Here is a 15,728-nt window from a genome sequence, read left to right as displayed (position 1 = left end):
CTCGACTGCTCGTCGAACACGGGCGTGCTCCCGTCCGATCGTCGCGTCCCCGCCCACCGGGCGGTGGCTCGATCGCGTTCGGCACCCGAAATCGTTCTTTTACCTTGAGCAATCCCTTTTACCAAGTACTGTGTACGTCAGGATACGATGACACGACCCTCCGATCGATCCGGCCGCTCACGCCGATCGGTACTCGGTGCGACGACCGCCCTGTTCGCGCTCACCGCGGGCTGTATCGCGGACGAGGGCCCAGCGTCCGATTCCGGCGACGACACCGACGACACTGACGATCCGGACACTGGTGAGAACGAGACCGACGAAGAGAAGGACGGCGACGGCGAGGACGGCGAGAACGGCGACAGCGACGCCGAATCAGAACGGTACGAGACGCAGTCGCTGACGTACCCCGAGATGCCGGACGAGCCGGACGTCGAGATCCACTTCGACCGGGACGACGTCGAGGAGTGGCTCGCCGACCGGACCCCGAGCGACGACGAGGCGGTCTCCGACTTCGTCGACGAGACGTCGTTCGAAGAGTCGGTGCTGGTGTCGCTGGAGGCCAGCGCGCCCGATCTCTGCCACGAACTGGTCATCGACGAGGTCACCGTCGGCGAGGAGTCGATCGACGTCACCGCGAGGGTGAGCGACGAATCCGGCCCGGACGAGGCCTGTGCACAGCAGCTGACGGCGGTCGGACAGCTCGTCCGGGCGACCCCGACCGGCGACGAGCTGTCCGAACTCTCCGCCACGATCGTCGATCAGGACGGGACCGAACACGGGTTCGGAATGGGATTCGACAGCGACGAAGGGACGGCCTCGGAATCCCGCTCGGTATCGGAGTCCGGTAGCGACGGCGACGACGGATCGGACAGCGAGAACGGATCCGACGGCGACTCCGCGACGTAGTCCGATCCGATCGATCCGGCTCTCCGCCCCGCTCAGGGCGAGTATTCGGCTTCGGTCAGTCGAACGACGAGCGTCTCCTCGACGTCCCGGAGGTCGTACCCCGGGAGCTCCCCGTCCGTCCGTCGGACGTACAGGGGTTCGACGAGCCGGTAGCTGGTCGTTCCGAGTGCCGATCGATCGTCGTCGGTGCTCGCGTCCGCGTCGGTCTCGTCGTCGGTCGCCGTCGACTCGTTGGTTCCCGCTGAATCGACACCGCTCGCATCCGATTCTGCCGGATCGCCTCCGTCCGGATCGCTGGCTTCAGGACCGACGCGTTCGAGCCCGTAGATCTTGCAGAACTCCCCGGTCTCGGTCGCCTCGACGTCGCCGTTCCTGAGCTGTCGGGCCAGCGGGCGCGAGAGCCACTCCTCGTCGCTGACGCTCGGTTCCTGGACAAGGGCCTCGTCGACGAAACGGGTCAGGTACCAGTTGAGGTCGTTCAGCAACGAGACGGCGGCCCCGACGCTGACCGTCCGGAGCGCGAGCGAGTTCTCGAACGGCCGTTCCAGGTCGTAGGTCGCGAGTGCCTCACGGGCGGTTTCCCGGGAAAGAAGCTCGTACTGGAGGTTCACGTCGGCGGTCCCGATGAGACAGACGCGCGTCACTGGTCAGTGGTGGGTGCGTCTGTGTAATGTCGGTTTCGGCTTTCGACGGGTGGACCGATCGGCGGCGCGTGTATACCGAGAGAGAACGTCCTCGTCACGGTTCGACCAGTTCCGCGTTCCGAGCGGCGTCTGCCGCCCGATCGAACAGGTCGTCGGGTTCGGATTCGAGCAGCGGTTCGAGACGCGCGTTCGTCTCGACGCGATCGGGTGCCACCCGGTTACAGCCGGCGTCGATCGTCGAATCGGTGAACGTACCGATCTCGCGGGCCTTCTCGACGATGTCCGCCTTGTCCCACGTCAGCAGCGGGCGGTGGATCGGCAGATCGGTGGCACGACTCGTGATCGCGAGATTCTGGACGGTCTGGCTCGACTTCTGGCCCGCGGCCTCGCCGGTCACGATGCCGTGGGCGTCGACGCGCTCGGCGAGGTGCTCCGCGGCCTGGTAGAAAAAGCGCCGCAGGGAGAGCATGCGACCCTGTTCCATCTCCCGGACCAGCAGGCCGACCGTCTCGCCGCCCGGAATCTCGTACACCGACATGTCGAAGTTCGGCGCGTACCGCGAGAGGGTCCGGACGGTTTCCATCGCCCGCGCCTCGTGGTCGATCCCGCCGTAGGGGCCGAGATCGACGTAGACGGGGACGATCGGACTGCCGCGTTTCATCATCTCGTAGGCGGCGACCGGCGAGTCGATCCCGCCGCTGATCATCGCAATCGTCTGCTCCTGGGCGCCGAGAGGTAATCCGCCGGGCCCGGATCGCATCTCGAGGTAGACGAACGCGACGTCTTCGCGGACCTCGACGCCGAACGTGAGGTCGGGATCGTCGAGGTCGACTTCCGGTTCGAACTCGTCCGCGACGGCGTCCCAGATCGCGGTGCCGCCCTCACGAGCCAGGTCCTCGCTGTCGTAGGGGAGTCGTTTGTTCGCCCGGCGGGCGTCGACGGCGAACGTTCCCCCGTCGTAGCACGCACGAGCGGTCTCTACGAGGACGTCGAGAATTTCTTCTTTCCCGGTCCCGACCGTCCGCGCGGGACTCGCTGAAACGACGCCGAAGGTGTCCGTGGCGGCCGCCGTCGCGGCCTCGACGGTCTCCTCGGTAGCGTGGATCAGGGGTCGGCTCCAGCGATTCTCGACCGTGCCGGGGACCGATCGAGCCGAGAGCATGGCTTCGAGGTTCTCGACGAGCAGGCCCTCCATGTACCGCTTGACGGTGTTGCTCTTGGTGCTGACGTCGCCGTGACGGACGAGGACCGTGTCGGCTCCCGGCGGGTGCATGCGGTGGACTAGACGAGTGGGGGTATAAGGGGGTTACGAGGGGCCCGCCGAACGGGTGCCGTCAGTCGTGTAGCGCCAATCGCTCGCCGCCACACACCGCTCTCACCCGGTCACCGATCGGCGACCGCCAGCGCCCGATCGACCGCCCTGGCGATCGGATCGGAGTCGTCGACGGGGACCAGCGGCGGCCGGACGTCGTCGGCGGGGATGACCCCCCGTTCGACGAGTGTGGCCTTCGTCGCCGGAGCGAAGTCGTGGGTCGTACACGCCTCGAACAGCGGGGCGATGGCCTCGGCCTGCAGTTCCCGGGCGCGATCGGCCCCGGGATCGTCGGCGACCTCGCGGAAGACCGCCGGAACGACCTGGGAGAGCGCGTTGATGCCGCCGTCGGCGCCCATCCGGAGCGACGGGACCAGAAGCGCGTCGAACCCCTGCAGACACAGGAAGTCCTCGGGCGTGCGCTCCAGCACGGACAGGAAGTACGCGAGGTCGCCGCTCGAGTCCTTGATGCCCAGCGCCTGCTCGTGGTCCGCGACGGCCGCGACCGTCTTGGGGTCGATCCGCTGGCCCGTACACTGCGGGATGTTGTACAGCAGAACGGGGATCGAGGCCGCGTCGAGGACGGCCTCGAAGAACCGCCGGTTCCCTGCCGGGTCGTTCGCCGTCGTGAAGTAGGGCGCGACGATCGCGGCGGCGTCGGCACCGACCGAGGCGGCGTTCTCGACCGCGTCGATCGTCTCGGCGACGCTGGTCGCTTCGGCACCCGCGACGACGGGGACGTCGGCGCGTTCGACCGTTCGTTCGATCACGTCGAGCCGTTCCGCGGGGGTGAGACTCGGGAACTCGCCGGTCGTCCCGCAGGGGAAGACGGCGTCGATCCCACCCGTCTCGAGGTGGTCGAGGAGGTCGGCCAGCGCCGCCTCGTCGATCGCGCCGTCGTCGAACGGCGTCACCAGTGGACAGGTGATCCCTCGCAGCGCAGTGTGGACGTCCATACCGTCACCTCACGTCGTTTCGTCAAAGGCGTTGTTGTCGGACGAGGCCCAGCGATCGGGCGGTGGACGGCAGGTGAGGCGATCGAAGACTCAGGTTGCAGATTCCTCTACCGTTGGACTCAGTCGTCCAGTGTGACTGTAGATGCCCAACAGGAGAACTCCTCCAGCCGCGAGCGGGACGATCGCGCTCAACCCGTACAGCACCTCGAACGAGAACGCCTCGGCGAACGGCAGGGAGACCAGCGGCCCGAGGCCTCCGCCGACGTCGCCGAGGACGTTGTTCGTCCCCATCGCCCGTCCCATCCGATCCTCGGGCGTGAGGTCGGCGAGCAGGGCCGTCAGCGGGCCGCCGACCCCGCCCTGGCCGGCGCCGATCAGGACGCAGGCGATCACGAGGGTTTCGAACCGCGACCCGACGGCGAGCACCGCGAACCCGAAACAGGCGGTCACCAGGAAGCCGAGCATCACGGGGACGCGCGCGCCGACCGAATCGCTCAGGACACCCCCGCCGAGGGTGAACACCGCGCCGGCGAGCACCGTCACCGCCATCAGCATGCCTGACGATCCCTGGGCGTCGAGGCCGAATATCGTGATCCCTCGCTCGCCCAGCAGGAGGACGAGCGTCGAGAACAGGACCCCGATATAGGCGAAGTAGAGTCCGAAGTTGACCAGTCCGATCGTCAGCGCCGGGACGCTGCGTTCGACGTCCCAGGGCTTGACCGACTCCTGTTCGCCCTCGACGTGGGTCTCCGGGACGATCAGGTACGCGACGACGCTGGCGAGGCCCGCGAACGCGGCCGCGAGGACGAACGCTTCGGCGTTCCCCCAGAGGTCGCTGACGACGCCGCCGAGGACGAGACCGGCGGGGAAGCCGAACGTGATCCCCGCCCGGACGATGCCCATGCTCGTCCCCCGCGAGTCAGCCTCGCTCACGTCGGCGGTGATCGTGTAGGCCGTCGCGAAGACGAGCGCGCTTCCCAGCCCCCAGAGGATCCGGGCGATCATGAACCAGACCTCGGGAACCGAGGAGAGAATCGCGACCACGTAACCGAACGTCGCGACGCCTTCGATCGCCAGCCCCGCGATGAACGGTTTCCGGGTGCCGACCCGATCGACGAGCGCCCCCGCCGGCGCGTTGCTCACCAGCCGCGTAAAGCGGTTCGCGCTCAGGATGAGTCCGACCATGAACGCCGAGATGCCCAGTACCTCGCCCAGATTCGGGAGGATCGGGAAGATCACGCCGCCCCCGAAGCCGACGAAGAAGGTGCTGGCGACGACGGCGAGGACGGTCCGGTTCGAACTGGCGGAGGGACGTGACACTGGCGATCGCTCTCGAGGATATTTCGATTCGTAACTCGCTACTCGACTAGCACAGCGAGCACCCTAATGGCTCTGTCGAATCCGGTGAGCGAACGGGTCCGATCGTCGTCTCGAAGCCGACGGGTCAGCGCCCGATTATTCGAGCGGTGGAACGACGGTCCACTCGTCGGGCAACCCCTCGCGATGGTCGAGAAACAGTTCGAGCAACGGTTCGACGTCGGCGAATCTGTCCCCCGCTGCGATTTCGTTGTGCTCTCGATCCCACTCGATCAGGTCGCTCTCGGCCAGCATAGGGAGGTGGCAGTGACGTAATTCGACGAGTCGAGCGCCGGGGCTCGTCCCGCCGATAGCGACGTCGTCCGGAAGGCGAGTGGTCTCTTCCGTCCGGGAGGCCCGGTCCAGGAGAGCGATCAACGTGCAGCGACGATAGTCGTTCGCGATGATAGTGAGCATGTCGTTGATCATCGATCATCGGTTTCGCTACCACTCCTATCTCGTTGAGTCTGTAGCATTACGTGGCAAGCGGCCGAGTGCTGACGGCTTGCGTCGGTCGATCGTTATTGTAGCCACTGAAACGAGTTACACACTGATCGCAAAGCTGTCCCGCGATCAGGTGTGCATTGACTTTCAGTGGCTACTATAGGACAGGAGCCGATGCGTCGGGCCGACCGGACCTCGGCTCGATCGCTCATACGGTTTACTGTACGTCAGTTCCGGCGCAACCGCGATCCGGGCGGCGGTTGCGCCGGTACATCGGTACAGCAATCCGGATCAGAACGTCGTGAGTTCGCCGTCGATCACGCGGCGTGTGATCCCCGTGACGTCGGCCAGTTCGCGATCGACGATCGCCTCGATCTCGCTCTCGACGTCCGAGAGGGCGACGCCGTCGTCGGTGACGACGTGGACGTCGGCGACGTGTGGCTGGTCGATCGGGCGGCCGATCTGGGAGAGCAGGCGGACGCGGAGGTCGCGGATGCCGTCGACCTCCGCGACGACTTCCTCGGCGATCTGAGTCGAGAGGAGGTTGTAGATCTTCCCGATGTGATTCACGGGATTCTTGCCGCTGGTGGCTTCCATCGACATCGATCGGTTGGGCGTGATGAGTCCGTTCGCCCGGTTACCTCGGCCGACGGAGCCGTCGTCACCCTGTTCGGCGGAGGTGCCGGTGACGGTGAGGTAGATCGACCCCTCCTCGTAGTCGTCCGCCGTGTTGACGTGGACCTCGACCTCGCGATCGGTGTGTTCGGTCGCGACGTCGGCGACGAACTCCCGGACGGATTCGACGGCGTCGACGTACGCGTCGAGGTCGGCGACGTACTCGTCGACCATCGCCGCGGCGACCGTGACGTCGATCCGATCGCCCTCGCGTTTGCCCATGAGTTTCACGTCCGGGCCGAGATAGGGGTTCTCCTCGGCGAACTCGCCGTTGAGTCGCCGTTCTGCCTCGAGGACGATCCGCTCGGTCTCGGTTAGCGGCGCGTGGCCGACACCGAAACTCGTGTCGTTGGCCATCGGGACGCTTACCTCGTCCTCGCCGAAAACCTCCTGCAGATCGCCGCTCCCCTCGCCGAGTTTGACGTCGACGACGATGTCCTCGCCGACCTCGAGTTGCGGAATCGTCTCCTCGAGATACTGGCGAGCGGCCCGGAGCGCGATGGTCTCGGTCGGGATCGTCTGGCCCTCGTAGTGTTTGGTGGCGCGGCCGACGATCAGCAGGTAGATCGGGTCGACGACCTCGCCGCCGCCGAACGCGGGCGCGGCCTCCCCCGCGACGAGTTGGGTCTCGTCGGTGTTGAAGTGTAGCACTTCGCCGACGCGGTCGAGATACTCGCTCGCGAGCGCCCTGGCGACGCTCTCGGCGACCCCGTCACAGATGGAGTCGGGGTGTCCGATCCCCTTTCGCTCGACGATTTCGACCTCCTGGTCCTCTACTGCCTGCCGGTCGATCGGTTCGACCCGGATGTTCCGCTCGCTCATTGGTGGTCGTAGACCCGTCGCCGTTCTATAACTTGCGGAAAGCACCTGCGCGCCGAAAATACGTGAGGGTTATGCGCCACGGCGGCGGATCAGCCCTCGAGCAGGAGTCCCAGGTACGAGGTTCGAAGCTGGTCGTCGGGATCGAGATCCAGCCGTTCGAGGATTTCGTAGGCCCCCTCGCGGGCCGACTCGAGTTCGTCTTCGTGTTCGACCTCCGTCTCGACTTCGACGTACTCTCCCACCTCGTCCACCGCGTCCAGCGTGATCGTGTACTCCTCGAGCGCGAATCGCTCGCGCTCCTTCCGGACGGTCGCGGCCGGCTCGAAGCCGAGGTTCGAGAGCACCGCGTCCATTTTCCCGCCGTTCCCGATCGCCGTCTCGACCTCCTCGCGAGTCTTGGACTCGTCGTCGACGAGGGGTCCCTTGTAGGTGACGCGGGTCTCGTTCGGGCCGTCGCCGGGCCGCTCCTCGCGGATCCGCAGCGCCTCGTCGGTCTCCGGGAACGATCGATGGGGCGCGTCGTAGTAGGTGTCTTCCTGCACGACGGCCCCCGTCGGCGTCGCCCCGATCTCGTCGAGTCTGGCCCGCACGCGCTCGAGATCGGCCGGCACCTTCACTTCCACCTCGTACATACCCGGTTCCACGGGCACCGATCGTAAGTATCGGTCGTTCCCGGGGGAAAACGTGTTCCTTAAATGTAGACGGCGGGACGTACAACGTATGACCGAGGATCAGGAGGCCGAGCTCGAGGAGCAGGCCGATGACGCTGCAACGGACGAAGAAGACGCCACCGAGGACGCCGCGGGGCTCCAGGAGGGCGACTTCGTCGAGATCGAGTACACCGCCTACACCGCGGACGGCGACCAGCTGGTCGACACGACCGACCCCGAGGTGGCCGAAGAAGAGGGCGTCGACGACCAGGGCCAGGAGTTCAAACCCCGAACCATCGTTCTGGGTGAGGGCCACATCTTCGAAGACGTCGAAGACGCCGTCGTCGGAAGCGAGGCCGGCGACTCCGGCACCGTGACGATCGACGCCGTGGACGCCTTCGGCGAGTACGATCCCGACGACGTCCAGACCGTCAGCGCCGAGAAGATCGACGAGGACGATCGCTACCCCGGCGCGAACGTGACCGTCGACGGCCAGCAGGGCTACATCAGCACGATCATCGGCGGCCGTGCGCGCGTCGACTTCAACCACCCGCTGGCAGGCGAGGACGTCGAGTACGAGTACACGATCGTCGACGCAGTCGACGACCGCGAACAGCAGGCCGCCGGCCTGTTCGAGATGTACCTCGGCTTCGAACCCGACCTCTGGATCGAGACGGACGAGGTCGAGGAGGAGGTTCCCGTCGAACCCGACGAGGACGAAGAGGAGGACGCCGAACCCGAGTTCGAGACCGAAACCGTCGAGAAGGAGACGCTCTACCTCGAGGCCACGCCCCAGATGACGATGAACCAGCAGTGGATGATGGGCAAACAGCAGATCGGCCAGGACGTCATCGACAAGGTCGGCGTCGATCGCGTCATCGTCCAGGAGGTCATCGACGGCATGGGCGGCATGGGTATGGGCGGCATGATGGGCGGTATGGGCGGCATGGGCGGCGGCGACATCGAGGAGGCTCTCGAGGACGCCGACGTCGACGCCGACGAGATCGTCGAGGAACTCGAAGGCGCGGAAGAGTAGCGTCGCCTGCGCTCGTCGACTCGACCACGAACGTGTGCGGCTCGGATTTTTCGCTCGGGAGACCGTACGGCCCGCGAGATCACGACGGGCGATTCGACGAGCGACGAGGCAACGACCCCATCCTCGGAGTCCGTACCCCTACAGGCTCGAACGGTGGCTCCTGCTCGACGGCAACCGGGTCGCGATCGCCGGGCTTCGATCGCGTTCGGTGCGGGTATCTCGCGCTCTCGATCGGCGGTATCGCGCCGTTTGCGGACACGCGACAACTATTTACCCCGCCCGCGGTGCTCGTCTCGTATATCCTGCGAACGTCGACGATCACGGAACGGACAGCCGCAGTGACGCCGTCTACGACGCCGGAGCAGGAGGTCGAGAGCCGAACTGAGCGCGGGTCACGCGATGTCGCGGCTCGTGTCGATCGCCACTTCCTCGACCAGTTCGAGTTTGATCGCCTCGACCGGCTGATCGCCGCCGCGGAACTTGGGAACCGTGAGGTGGTTCTCGAGTTCGGTGCCGGAGATTTCGGTCCGCAGGTCGAAGACGGCGTCGGCGGCGTGGTGGGTCCGTGCCCGGTTGTCGGGCTCGGCGTCGCCTTTCAGGCAGTGTAACACCGCGATGCTGTTGGTCTCGAGCATCTGGGTTTTGAGATCGTTGAGAAAGGCGACGTACTCGTCGGTGTCGGTTCGTTCGAGCACGTCCATCGTGTCGATGATGAGGTTCGCGCCGTCCGGGAGCGCGCTGATGAGTCGCGTCGCCTCCTCGAGCGGCGAGTCGCTGGTGACGTGTCTGACCGTCGGACTGCCGACCTCCGACGGCGAGGTCTCGATAGCGTGCCGGACGGCGTCGTCCGACCGCTCGGTCGTGAGATACAGTGTGCCGCGGGCGGCGGTCAGCTCGTAGAGGAGCAGCTCCGACTGGCTGTCCGCGTTGGCAGTGTAGGCGACGATGCAGCCCGGTGGGAGACCCCCGTCGAGCTTCCGATCCAGCACGTCGATTCCCGTTTCCAGCCGACCCACCATACGATTGTGACCAATTGCTGTAGTGTCTGTATAACTCTTTGCCTTGTGTTCGGTTGTCAACCCGCCGACGGCGCTCCGGACCGGTCGACGATCCGAACCCGTTCGTCCTCCGTTCGCCGTCTACCGGTGATTTGGCCCGCCTTCACTTATAAATCCACGGGCGCCGATCGTGAATGGAGAGATTGAAGGGGGCGGCAGGAGCGTACACGAACGAATGCGCCACGATCACCTCATCACGAGCAAACAACTCTCGCGGGCGGACATCGAGCGGGTCCTCGACTACGCGGCCGAGATCGACGCCGATCCGTCGGCCGTCGCCGACCGCCACGCGGACAAACTGCTCGGGTTGCTCTTTTTCGAGCCCAGCACGCGGACGAAGATGAGCTTCGAGACCGCGATGAAACGCCTCGGCGGCGACGTGGTCGACATGGGTTCGGTGGAGTCCTCGAGCGTCAAGAAGGGGGAAACGCTCGCCGACACGGTGCGGGTCATCGAGGGGTACACCGACGCGCTCGTCCTGCGCCACCCCAAGCAGGGTGCGCCGGCGATGGCCAGCGAGTTCGTCGACGTCCCCTTGCTCAACGCCGGCGACGGGGCCGGTCACCACCCGACCCAGACGATGCTGGATCTGTACACGATCCGGGAGAACGCGGGACTGGACGACCTGACGATCGGCATCATGGGCGACCTGAAGTACGGACGAACCGTCCACTCGCTCGCGTACGCGCTGTCGAACTTCGACGCGCGCCAGCACTTCATCAGCCCGGAGAGCCTGCAACTTCCCCGGGAAGTCGTCTACGACCTCCATCAGCAGGAGGGCGCCCAGGTCCGCGAACACGAGGCGATCGACGAGGTGCTCCCGTCGCTGGACGTGCTCTACGTCACCCGGATCCAGCGCGAGCGGTTCCCCGACGAGAACGAGTACCAGCAGGTGGCCGGCGAGTATCAGATCGACGTGGACACGCTCGAGGCCGCGAGCGACGACCTGACGGTGATGCACCCGCTTCCTCGCGTCGACGAGATCGCTCCGGAAGTCGACGAGACCGACCACGCGGCCTACTTCGAGCAGGCGCACAACGGCGTCCCGGTCCGGATGGCGCTGCTCGATCTCCTGTTGCGCGAGGGGGGTGATGGCGATGAGTGACGACCACGACCACCACGACGACGCCGACGACCACGAACTTCGGGTCAGCAAGATCCGCAACGGGACCGTCATCGATCACGTCCGAGGTGGCCAGGCCCTGAACGTCCTCGCGATCCTCGGCATCGACGGGAGCGAGGGCGAGGAGGTGTCGGTCGGGATGAACGTCCCCTCCGATCGACTCGCGCGCAAGGACATCGTCAAGGTCGAGGGGCGGGAGTTGAGCCAGGACGAGGTCGACGTCCTCTCGTTGATCGCGCCGGACGCGACGATCAACATCGTCCGCGACTACGAGGTGATCGAGAAACATCGCGTCGAACGGCCGGACGTCGTCACTGGCGTCCTCTCCTGTCCGAACCCGGGCTGTATCACCACCGCCGGCGAACCGGTTACCTCCCGGTTCGAGGTGCTCGACGACGGCGTCAGGTGTACCTACTGCGAGACGATCGTCCGGGAGGATATCGCGTCGCTGATCGATACCTGACCGGTCAGGCGCGTTCGTCCGCGAGGGAGTATCCAGAATCTCTAAGTGTTCGCCGCCCAACTATCTACGTGCACATGTCCCGGACATTCAAGATCCTGATCGCCCTGTTCGTCATCGCCGTCCTCTACAAAGTCGTCGCCGGCGGCTCCTCAGAGGTCGACGTCGAGTACAACCCGGTTGAATAGGGTACCGTCGAGGAGGTGTAGTGGGGGTTCGCCAGCGCACTGCGGTACATCTCCGGACAGCGAACCACCAGGAACCGTTCGATTCCGAACGGCTTTCCCGCGCGGCGCCGTACCGCCACGGTATGTACGGCGTCGTCACGCGGAACGCGGAAGAAGTACTGTGGCCGGAGTTCGATCGCGGGTTCTACGAGGTCAAAGACGTCACCGGCCGGTCCGCAGACCCGATCGAGAACGGCGTGAACATGGTCTCCTGTTTCGGCGACAACGCCGCCGCGGACGCCGACCCGTCGCTCGTCGCGGTCGACGACATGGGCCGGCCGGCCACGCGCGATCGGCAGTACTTCGACTGGGCGTACATCTGCCCGTCCCGCGAGGACTACCGCGAGGGACTGTTCGAGATCATCGACGACTGCGTCGCGGCGAACGAGGACGTCCGCCTCGACGACATCGGGTTCCCGCGGGCGGAGTACTGTCGCTGTGGCGTCTGTGAACAGTCCTTCGAGAACAGCGAGTACGACGATCGGTTCGAGTGGCGCGCGAGCGTCATCACCGAGTTCGTCGCAGACGCGGCCGATCGCATCCCCGGAACGGTGTACATGACGCTCTATCCGGACCCCTACCCCGGCCACCTCTACGAGCGCGCCGGCATCGACCTCGCGGCGCTCGAGGAGTACGTCGACGAGTTCGTCGTTCCCCTCTACGACATGGCCTACGAGACGACCTACTGGCTGGAGACGATCGCGCGAGGGTTCGAGAGCGCGCTCGAGACGCCGTTCGACGTCGAACTCTACGCGGTCGACGTCGACGTGGACAACCTGATCCACGCCACCGAGGTCGCCGAGGCGTACGGGACGGACGTCTTCTTCGGCTACGACGCGAGCAACGCGCGGGCGGCGCTTCGACGGCGGCAGGCGGAGGAACGTGAGGGCGTAACCCACGGCGAGCCCGAATCCGGCTCCGATACCTGATTCAGACCGGTTCCCAAGCGCCGGTTACGTCCCGGTATACCGCGATTGCGCGTCAGATTTCCGGGAGCGACGCGTCGCTTCCGTCGCACCCGCGTCGGGCCGATCGATCGGGTCGTTTCACCGGCTGGATTCGTGCTTGCCGCTGGAACCGACGGAGGCCTTTATTGTTCTTTCTCGCGCCGACCGTGACGAGCGAGGAGCCGCCTCCTCGAGTGAGACCGATGAGAGACTACCAGCAATCACAGTCCGATCCGACCGCACAGATTCAGCAGACGACGATGACACAAGGGCAGGAGGCCATGGAGCAGGCGATCGATCTCCAGCGCAACGTGGCGCGGATGGCGCTGAGTGCGATGAAGTGGCAGGAGACGGCCCAGCGACAGGGCGTCGAACTGACGGCGTCGATGCTGCAGGGGCTCCCGGGACAGCGGTTCACGGAGTCGACGATGGAGAGCTACCTTCAGGGTCTCGAGGCGGTCGTGCCGGAGATGGAACGGGCGATCGAGACGGGCGTGTCCGCCGCGACCCAGCCGGGATCGGGGCAGGGCCGGCGGATGGGGCAACCGCAACCAAGTGGCCAGATGGGCGGTCAGCAGCCGACCGGCCGGCCGGACCGACAGCATTCCGGCGGTCAGCAGCCGGAACCGCAACGCCGACCGCGTCAGGATATGGGTGGCAGCACTCAGCCACCGGCGAACCAGTATCCACAAACCGGCGAGTGGATCCCACAGGGAACGTCGTACGGCGGGGAGTCCGCCGGTCGGCATCCGCCCCAGCAGACAGCGACAGGCGGTCACCCTGAACCGCAGCCACAGCCGACGGAGTCGCCGACCCAGACTCAGTCTCGGCCGCACGAAGGGGATCAGCGAGGAACCGACGTTCCGCCGGAAGGACGATACCAGGAACAGTACGACCGGGGCTACGAGTCCGGACAGTCGACTCGGCGCCGAGAGTCGTCACGGTCTCCGTCGGATCGAGGCAGTCCGCGCGACCGGCCCTCACAGCGGATCGACACCGATCGGCGTGAGCGCGCCCAGGAACGGCGCCACCGGCCGATCGCACGGGGCCCGCAGGAAAGCGGTGGACGGACTGCCGAACGACGGCCCGAATCGGAACCGGATCGCGAACGCGACGAACCGAGTGCCGGGGACGTCTTGGCCCGGGCCGATCGACCCCGGGAAGGCACCGATCAGGAGCCGCTGGACGAACGATAAGCACGTGCGTCACGACGGAACGAGACGCACGGACGATCGGAGCCTCTTCTCGTCGCGTCCGAGGACGGCCGTTACGGAGTCCCGGGTCGCGAACCCGCCTGTCGCCCCGCCGGTCAGGAGTCGATCGCGGCGGAGTCGAAAAAGGCGGTCTCAGCGGGCAATCCGACGAGTTGGCGAGCGGCGCTCGAGGAACCGGTGTCGATATTAGTGCCTGTCGTCATCGCCGACGAGGTCGTCATCGTCGTCGTCACCGATCAGGTCGTCGTCGTCGCTCATTATGCCGTCATCGTCGTCGTCGCCGATGAGATCGTCATCGTCGTCGCCGATCAGTTCGTCGTCGTCCGACCCTCGATCGCGTCCGCGCGGTTCTCCCGGGTCCTCGCCGCCGATCATGTCGCGATCGTTGTCGTCGCGCATCATGCTGTCATCGTCATCGCCGATCAGACCATCATCGTCGTCGCGCATCGTGCTGTTATCGTCGTCACCGATCAGATCGTCGTCACGATCGGTGTCAGTTCCTCGATCGCGACCCGTTCCGGTGTCCGTGCCGGCGACGCCTGTCGATCCGGCTCCGGTAGTACCGGTGTCGCCGGTCATACCGGTGTCAGAACTGCCAGTACCGGCCATGTCGCTCTCGAGGCGCACCTCGTCGCGCGTGACGGATGCGACCGCCTCCTCCTGGAGCGGGTACGTGTCGTCGTCGGTCCCGCCCCAGCCGAGTTTCGCCTTGATCGTGTCGGTGATGCCCGGGTCCGGTTCGACGTGGGCCGTGCCGTGTTCGACGTCGGCGACGATGCCGACGTCCTCGCCGTGTTCGTTGACGACGGTCTTGCCGATGTCGTCGTCGGTAAACTGTGGGGACATTGCAGTATGACGGTGTCCAGACAGGTGCAAGATGGTGGTGCTTGCGGTGGCCTGCGGCGGGAGCCGTCGCCACTGTAACCGGCCATTAGCCAGTGCGATCGTCTTTCAACGGGGACTTACGCTACTTATCTCGGCGCTCTCACTCGTTGAACTCCGGATCTCGGCCTTCGAGGAAGGCGCTGACGCCCTCCTCGTGGGAGTCGGAACTGCGCGCCTGGACCTGCAAGAGGTTCTCGTAATCGAGCGCTTCGTCCCAGTGACGAGCCATGTTCTCGTGCATCGCCTGTTTCATCAGCCCGATGACGTCCGTGGGACGACGGCCGAGTCGATCGACGGTGTCGGCGACCCGCTCGTCGAGTTCGTCGGCCGGGACTGACTCGTTGATCAGGTCGAGGTCGGCCGCCCGATCGGCGTCGAAGAATTCGCCGGTGAACGCGAGTTTCTTCGCGGCCCGGAGGCCGACGATGTGGGGGAGCATGAAGGTCCCGCCGGTGTCCGGGATGAGGCCGACGCGAACGAACGCACAGGAGAAGGTGGCGTCCGCGGCGGCGTAGGCGATATCCGAGAGGGCGACGATCGCCAGTCCGGCGCCGACGGCGTCGCCGTTTACCTTCGCGACGATCGGGACCGGGCACTCGAGCATGGCCTCGACCACGCGGCCGAAGGTCTCGGTGACCTCGTCGTACGACTCCATGGGCGGGGCGGGTTCCTCCGCCATCGCCTCGATGTCGCCGCCGGCGCTGAACGCGTCGCCCTCGCCGGTCACGACGATCGCGTGGTACTCCTCGGGCGAGGCGTCCTCGATCGTGTCGGCGAGCGTCGCCGCCGTCTCGGTCGTGAGCGCGTTGAGGACGCCCGGGCGATCGAACGTAATCCGAAGCACTCCGTCGTCGCTGTCGACGTTCATGTCACGAGCGTGGGGAGCACCGGTAATAATGGTGGTCTTTCGGGACAGATCCGGCCGCGGGTGAGCGGGCCGTCCAGTACGGGGGTGATGCGACTGTCGAGGGGCGACGATCGGACAAAATAGCGAATTACGACGGACCGCTCGT

Annotated in this window: 16 protein-coding genes; 6 read left to right on the top strand and 10 right to left on the bottom strand. The window is 66.0% G+C overall.

The annotated features are described in order from the left end of the window. Window positions 1–147: 147 nt before the first annotated feature. Window positions 148–906, top strand: coding sequence for a hypothetical protein (locus tag MUN73_RS19405; RefSeq protein ID WP_250142167.1), 759 nt, complete (start codon window positions 148–150; stop codon window positions 904–906). Window positions 907–938: 32 nt separating this feature from the next. Here MUN73_RS19405 and MUN73_RS19400 read toward each other — a convergent pair whose 3' ends face one another. The 7 genes from MUN73_RS19400 to cyaB form a co-directional block, all read right to left on the bottom strand. Further along, entirely contained in the window at window positions 939–1,550 is a 612-nt protein-coding gene (locus MUN73_RS19400; protein ID WP_250142166.1) for a DUF5804 family protein, read from the bottom strand. Window positions 1,551–1,644: 94 nt separating this feature from the next. Continuing rightward, window positions 1,645–2,823, bottom strand: coding sequence for a tRNA sulfurtransferase (locus MUN73_RS19395; RefSeq protein WP_250142165.1), 1,179 nt, complete (start codon window positions 2,821–2,823; stop codon window positions 1,645–1,647). Between the two features lie 110 nt (window positions 2,824–2,933). Further along, window positions 2,934–3,818: a dihydrodipicolinate synthase family protein gene (locus MUN73_RS19390; RefSeq protein WP_250142164.1), complete on the bottom strand. Its 885-nt coding sequence runs from the start codon at window positions 3,816–3,818 to the stop codon at window positions 2,934–2,936. A gap of 90 nt (window positions 3,819–3,908) precedes the next feature. Then, window positions 3,909–5,138, bottom strand: a complete 1,230-nt coding sequence (locus tag MUN73_RS19385; protein WP_250142163.1) for an MFS transporter — start codon at window positions 5,136–5,138, stop codon at window positions 3,909–3,911. Between the two features lie 135 nt (window positions 5,139–5,273). After that, a complete protein-coding gene (locus MUN73_RS19380; RefSeq protein WP_250142162.1) occupies window positions 5,274–5,603 on the bottom strand; it encodes an ArsR family transcriptional regulator in 330 nt (109 codons plus the stop codon). A 306-nt stretch (window positions 5,604–5,909) separates the two neighbouring features. Continuing rightward, window positions 5,910–7,115 (bottom strand): methionine adenosyltransferase, encoded by a 1,206-nt coding sequence (locus tag MUN73_RS19375; RefSeq protein WP_250142161.1) that lies wholly within the window; start codon window positions 7,113–7,115, stop codon window positions 5,910–5,912. Between the two features lie 89 nt (window positions 7,116–7,204). Further along, on the bottom strand, window positions 7,205–7,747 hold the full coding sequence (gene cyaB, locus MUN73_RS19370; protein WP_250142160.1) for a class IV adenylate cyclase: 543 nt from the start codon (window positions 7,745–7,747) through the stop codon (window positions 7,205–7,207). Window positions 7,748–7,835: 88 nt separating this feature from the next. Between cyaB and MUN73_RS19365 the strand changes: the two genes are divergently transcribed. Beyond that, window positions 7,836–8,801 (top strand): FKBP-type peptidyl-prolyl cis-trans isomerase, encoded by a 966-nt coding sequence (locus MUN73_RS19365; protein WP_250142159.1) that lies wholly within the window; start codon window positions 7,836–7,838, stop codon window positions 8,799–8,801. A 392-nt stretch (window positions 8,802–9,193) separates the two neighbouring features. Here MUN73_RS19365 and MUN73_RS19360 read toward each other — a convergent pair whose 3' ends face one another. After that, on the bottom strand, window positions 9,194–9,820 hold the full coding sequence (locus tag MUN73_RS19360; RefSeq protein ID WP_250142158.1) for an RAD55 family ATPase: 627 nt from the start codon (window positions 9,818–9,820) through the stop codon (window positions 9,194–9,196). Window positions 9,821–10,034: 214 nt separating this feature from the next. Here MUN73_RS19360 and pyrB point away from each other — a divergent pair, with 214 nt between their 5' ends. The 4 genes from pyrB to MUN73_RS19340 all read left to right on the top strand — a co-directional run bounded on the left by pyrB (window position 10,035) and on the right by MUN73_RS19340 (window position 13,812). Then, the gene (gene pyrB / locus MUN73_RS19355) at window positions 10,035–10,964 is read left to right on the top strand and encodes an aspartate carbamoyltransferase (RefSeq protein WP_250142157.1); all 930 of its coding nucleotides are present in this window, start codon (window positions 10,035–10,037) and stop codon (window positions 10,962–10,964) included. Then, entirely contained in the window at window positions 10,957–11,445 is a 489-nt protein-coding gene (gene pyrI / locus MUN73_RS19350) for an aspartate carbamoyltransferase regulatory subunit (RefSeq protein ID WP_250142156.1), read from the top strand. Before pyrB ends, pyrI begins: the two co-directional genes overlap by 8 nt. A gap of 307 nt (window positions 11,446–11,752) precedes the next feature. Then, entirely contained in the window at window positions 11,753–12,598 is an 846-nt protein-coding gene (locus tag MUN73_RS19345; RefSeq protein WP_250142155.1) for a hypothetical protein, read from the top strand. 221 nt (window positions 12,599–12,819) lie between these two features. Continuing rightward, window positions 12,820–13,812 (top strand): hypothetical protein, encoded by a 993-nt coding sequence (locus MUN73_RS19340; RefSeq protein ID WP_250142154.1) that lies wholly within the window; start codon window positions 12,820–12,822, stop codon window positions 13,810–13,812. 204 nt (window positions 13,813–14,016) lie between these two features. On the opposite strand, the gene MUN73_RS19335 is transcribed toward MUN73_RS19340, so the two are convergent. Next, window positions 14,017–14,676 (bottom strand): hypothetical protein, encoded by a 660-nt coding sequence (locus MUN73_RS19335; protein WP_250142153.1) that lies wholly within the window; start codon window positions 14,674–14,676, stop codon window positions 14,017–14,019. A 139-nt stretch (window positions 14,677–14,815) separates the two neighbouring features. Then, window positions 14,816–15,583: an enoyl-CoA hydratase/isomerase family protein gene (locus tag MUN73_RS19330; RefSeq protein ID WP_250142152.1), complete on the bottom strand. Its 768-nt coding sequence runs from the start codon at window positions 15,581–15,583 to the stop codon at window positions 14,816–14,818. Window positions 15,584–15,728 lie beyond the last annotated feature (145 nt).

Origin of the sequence: Halosolutus amylolyticus (assembly GCF_023566055.1) — an archaeon.
GTDB classification, from domain to species: domain Archaea; phylum Halobacteriota; class Halobacteria; order Halobacteriales; family Natrialbaceae; genus Halosolutus; species Halosolutus amylolyticus.
Note: the sequence above shows the minus strand (reverse complement) of the source record. Positions and strands in the feature narration are given on the sequence as shown.

What these genes read in the sequence shown, in the direction of transcription:
- MUN73_RS19405 (WP_250142167.1), top strand. Translation starts at nt 148, where the DNA reads ATGACACGACCCTCCGATCGATCCGGCCGCTCACGCCGATCGGTACTC.
- MUN73_RS19395 (WP_250142165.1), bottom strand. Translation starts at nt 2,823, where the DNA reads ATGCACCCGCCGGGAGCCGACACGGTCCTCGTCCGTCACGGCGACGTC.
- MUN73_RS19390 (WP_250142164.1), bottom strand. Translation starts at nt 3,818, where the DNA reads ATGGACGTCCACACTGCGCTGCGAGGGATCACCTGTCCACTGGTGACG.
- MUN73_RS19380 (WP_250142162.1), bottom strand. Translation starts at nt 5,603, where the DNA reads ATGATCAACGACATGCTCACTATCATCGCGAACGACTATCGTCGCTGC.
- MUN73_RS19375 (WP_250142161.1), bottom strand. Translation starts at nt 7,115, where the DNA reads ATGAGCGAGCGGAACATCCGGGTCGAACCGATCGACCGGCAGGCAGTA.
- cyaB (WP_250142160.1), bottom strand. Translation starts at nt 7,747, where the DNA reads ATGTACGAGGTGGAAGTGAAGGTGCCGGCCGATCTCGAGCGCGTGCGG.
- MUN73_RS19365 (WP_250142159.1), top strand. Translation starts at nt 7,836, where the DNA reads ATGACCGAGGATCAGGAGGCCGAGCTCGAGGAGCAGGCCGATGACGCT.
- MUN73_RS19360 (WP_250142158.1), bottom strand. Translation starts at nt 9,820, where the DNA reads ATGGTGGGTCGGCTGGAAACGGGAATCGACGTGCTGGATCGGAAGCTC.
- pyrB (WP_250142157.1), top strand. Translation starts at nt 10,035, where the DNA reads ATGCGCCACGATCACCTCATCACGAGCAAACAACTCTCGCGGGCGGAC.
- pyrI (WP_250142156.1), top strand. Translation starts at nt 10,957, where the DNA reads ATGAGTGACGACCACGACCACCACGACGACGCCGACGACCACGAACTT.
- MUN73_RS19345 (WP_250142155.1), top strand. Translation starts at nt 11,753, where the DNA reads ATGTACGGCGTCGTCACGCGGAACGCGGAAGAAGTACTGTGGCCGGAG.
- MUN73_RS19340 (WP_250142154.1), top strand. Translation starts at nt 12,820, where the DNA reads ATGAGAGACTACCAGCAATCACAGTCCGATCCGACCGCACAGATTCAG.
- MUN73_RS19335 (WP_250142153.1), bottom strand. Translation starts at nt 14,676, where the DNA reads ATGTCCCCACAGTTTACCGACGACGACATCGGCAAGACCGTCGTCAAC.
- MUN73_RS19330 (WP_250142152.1), bottom strand. Translation starts at nt 15,583, where the DNA reads ATGAACGTCGACAGCGACGACGGAGTGCTTCGGATTACGTTCGATCGC.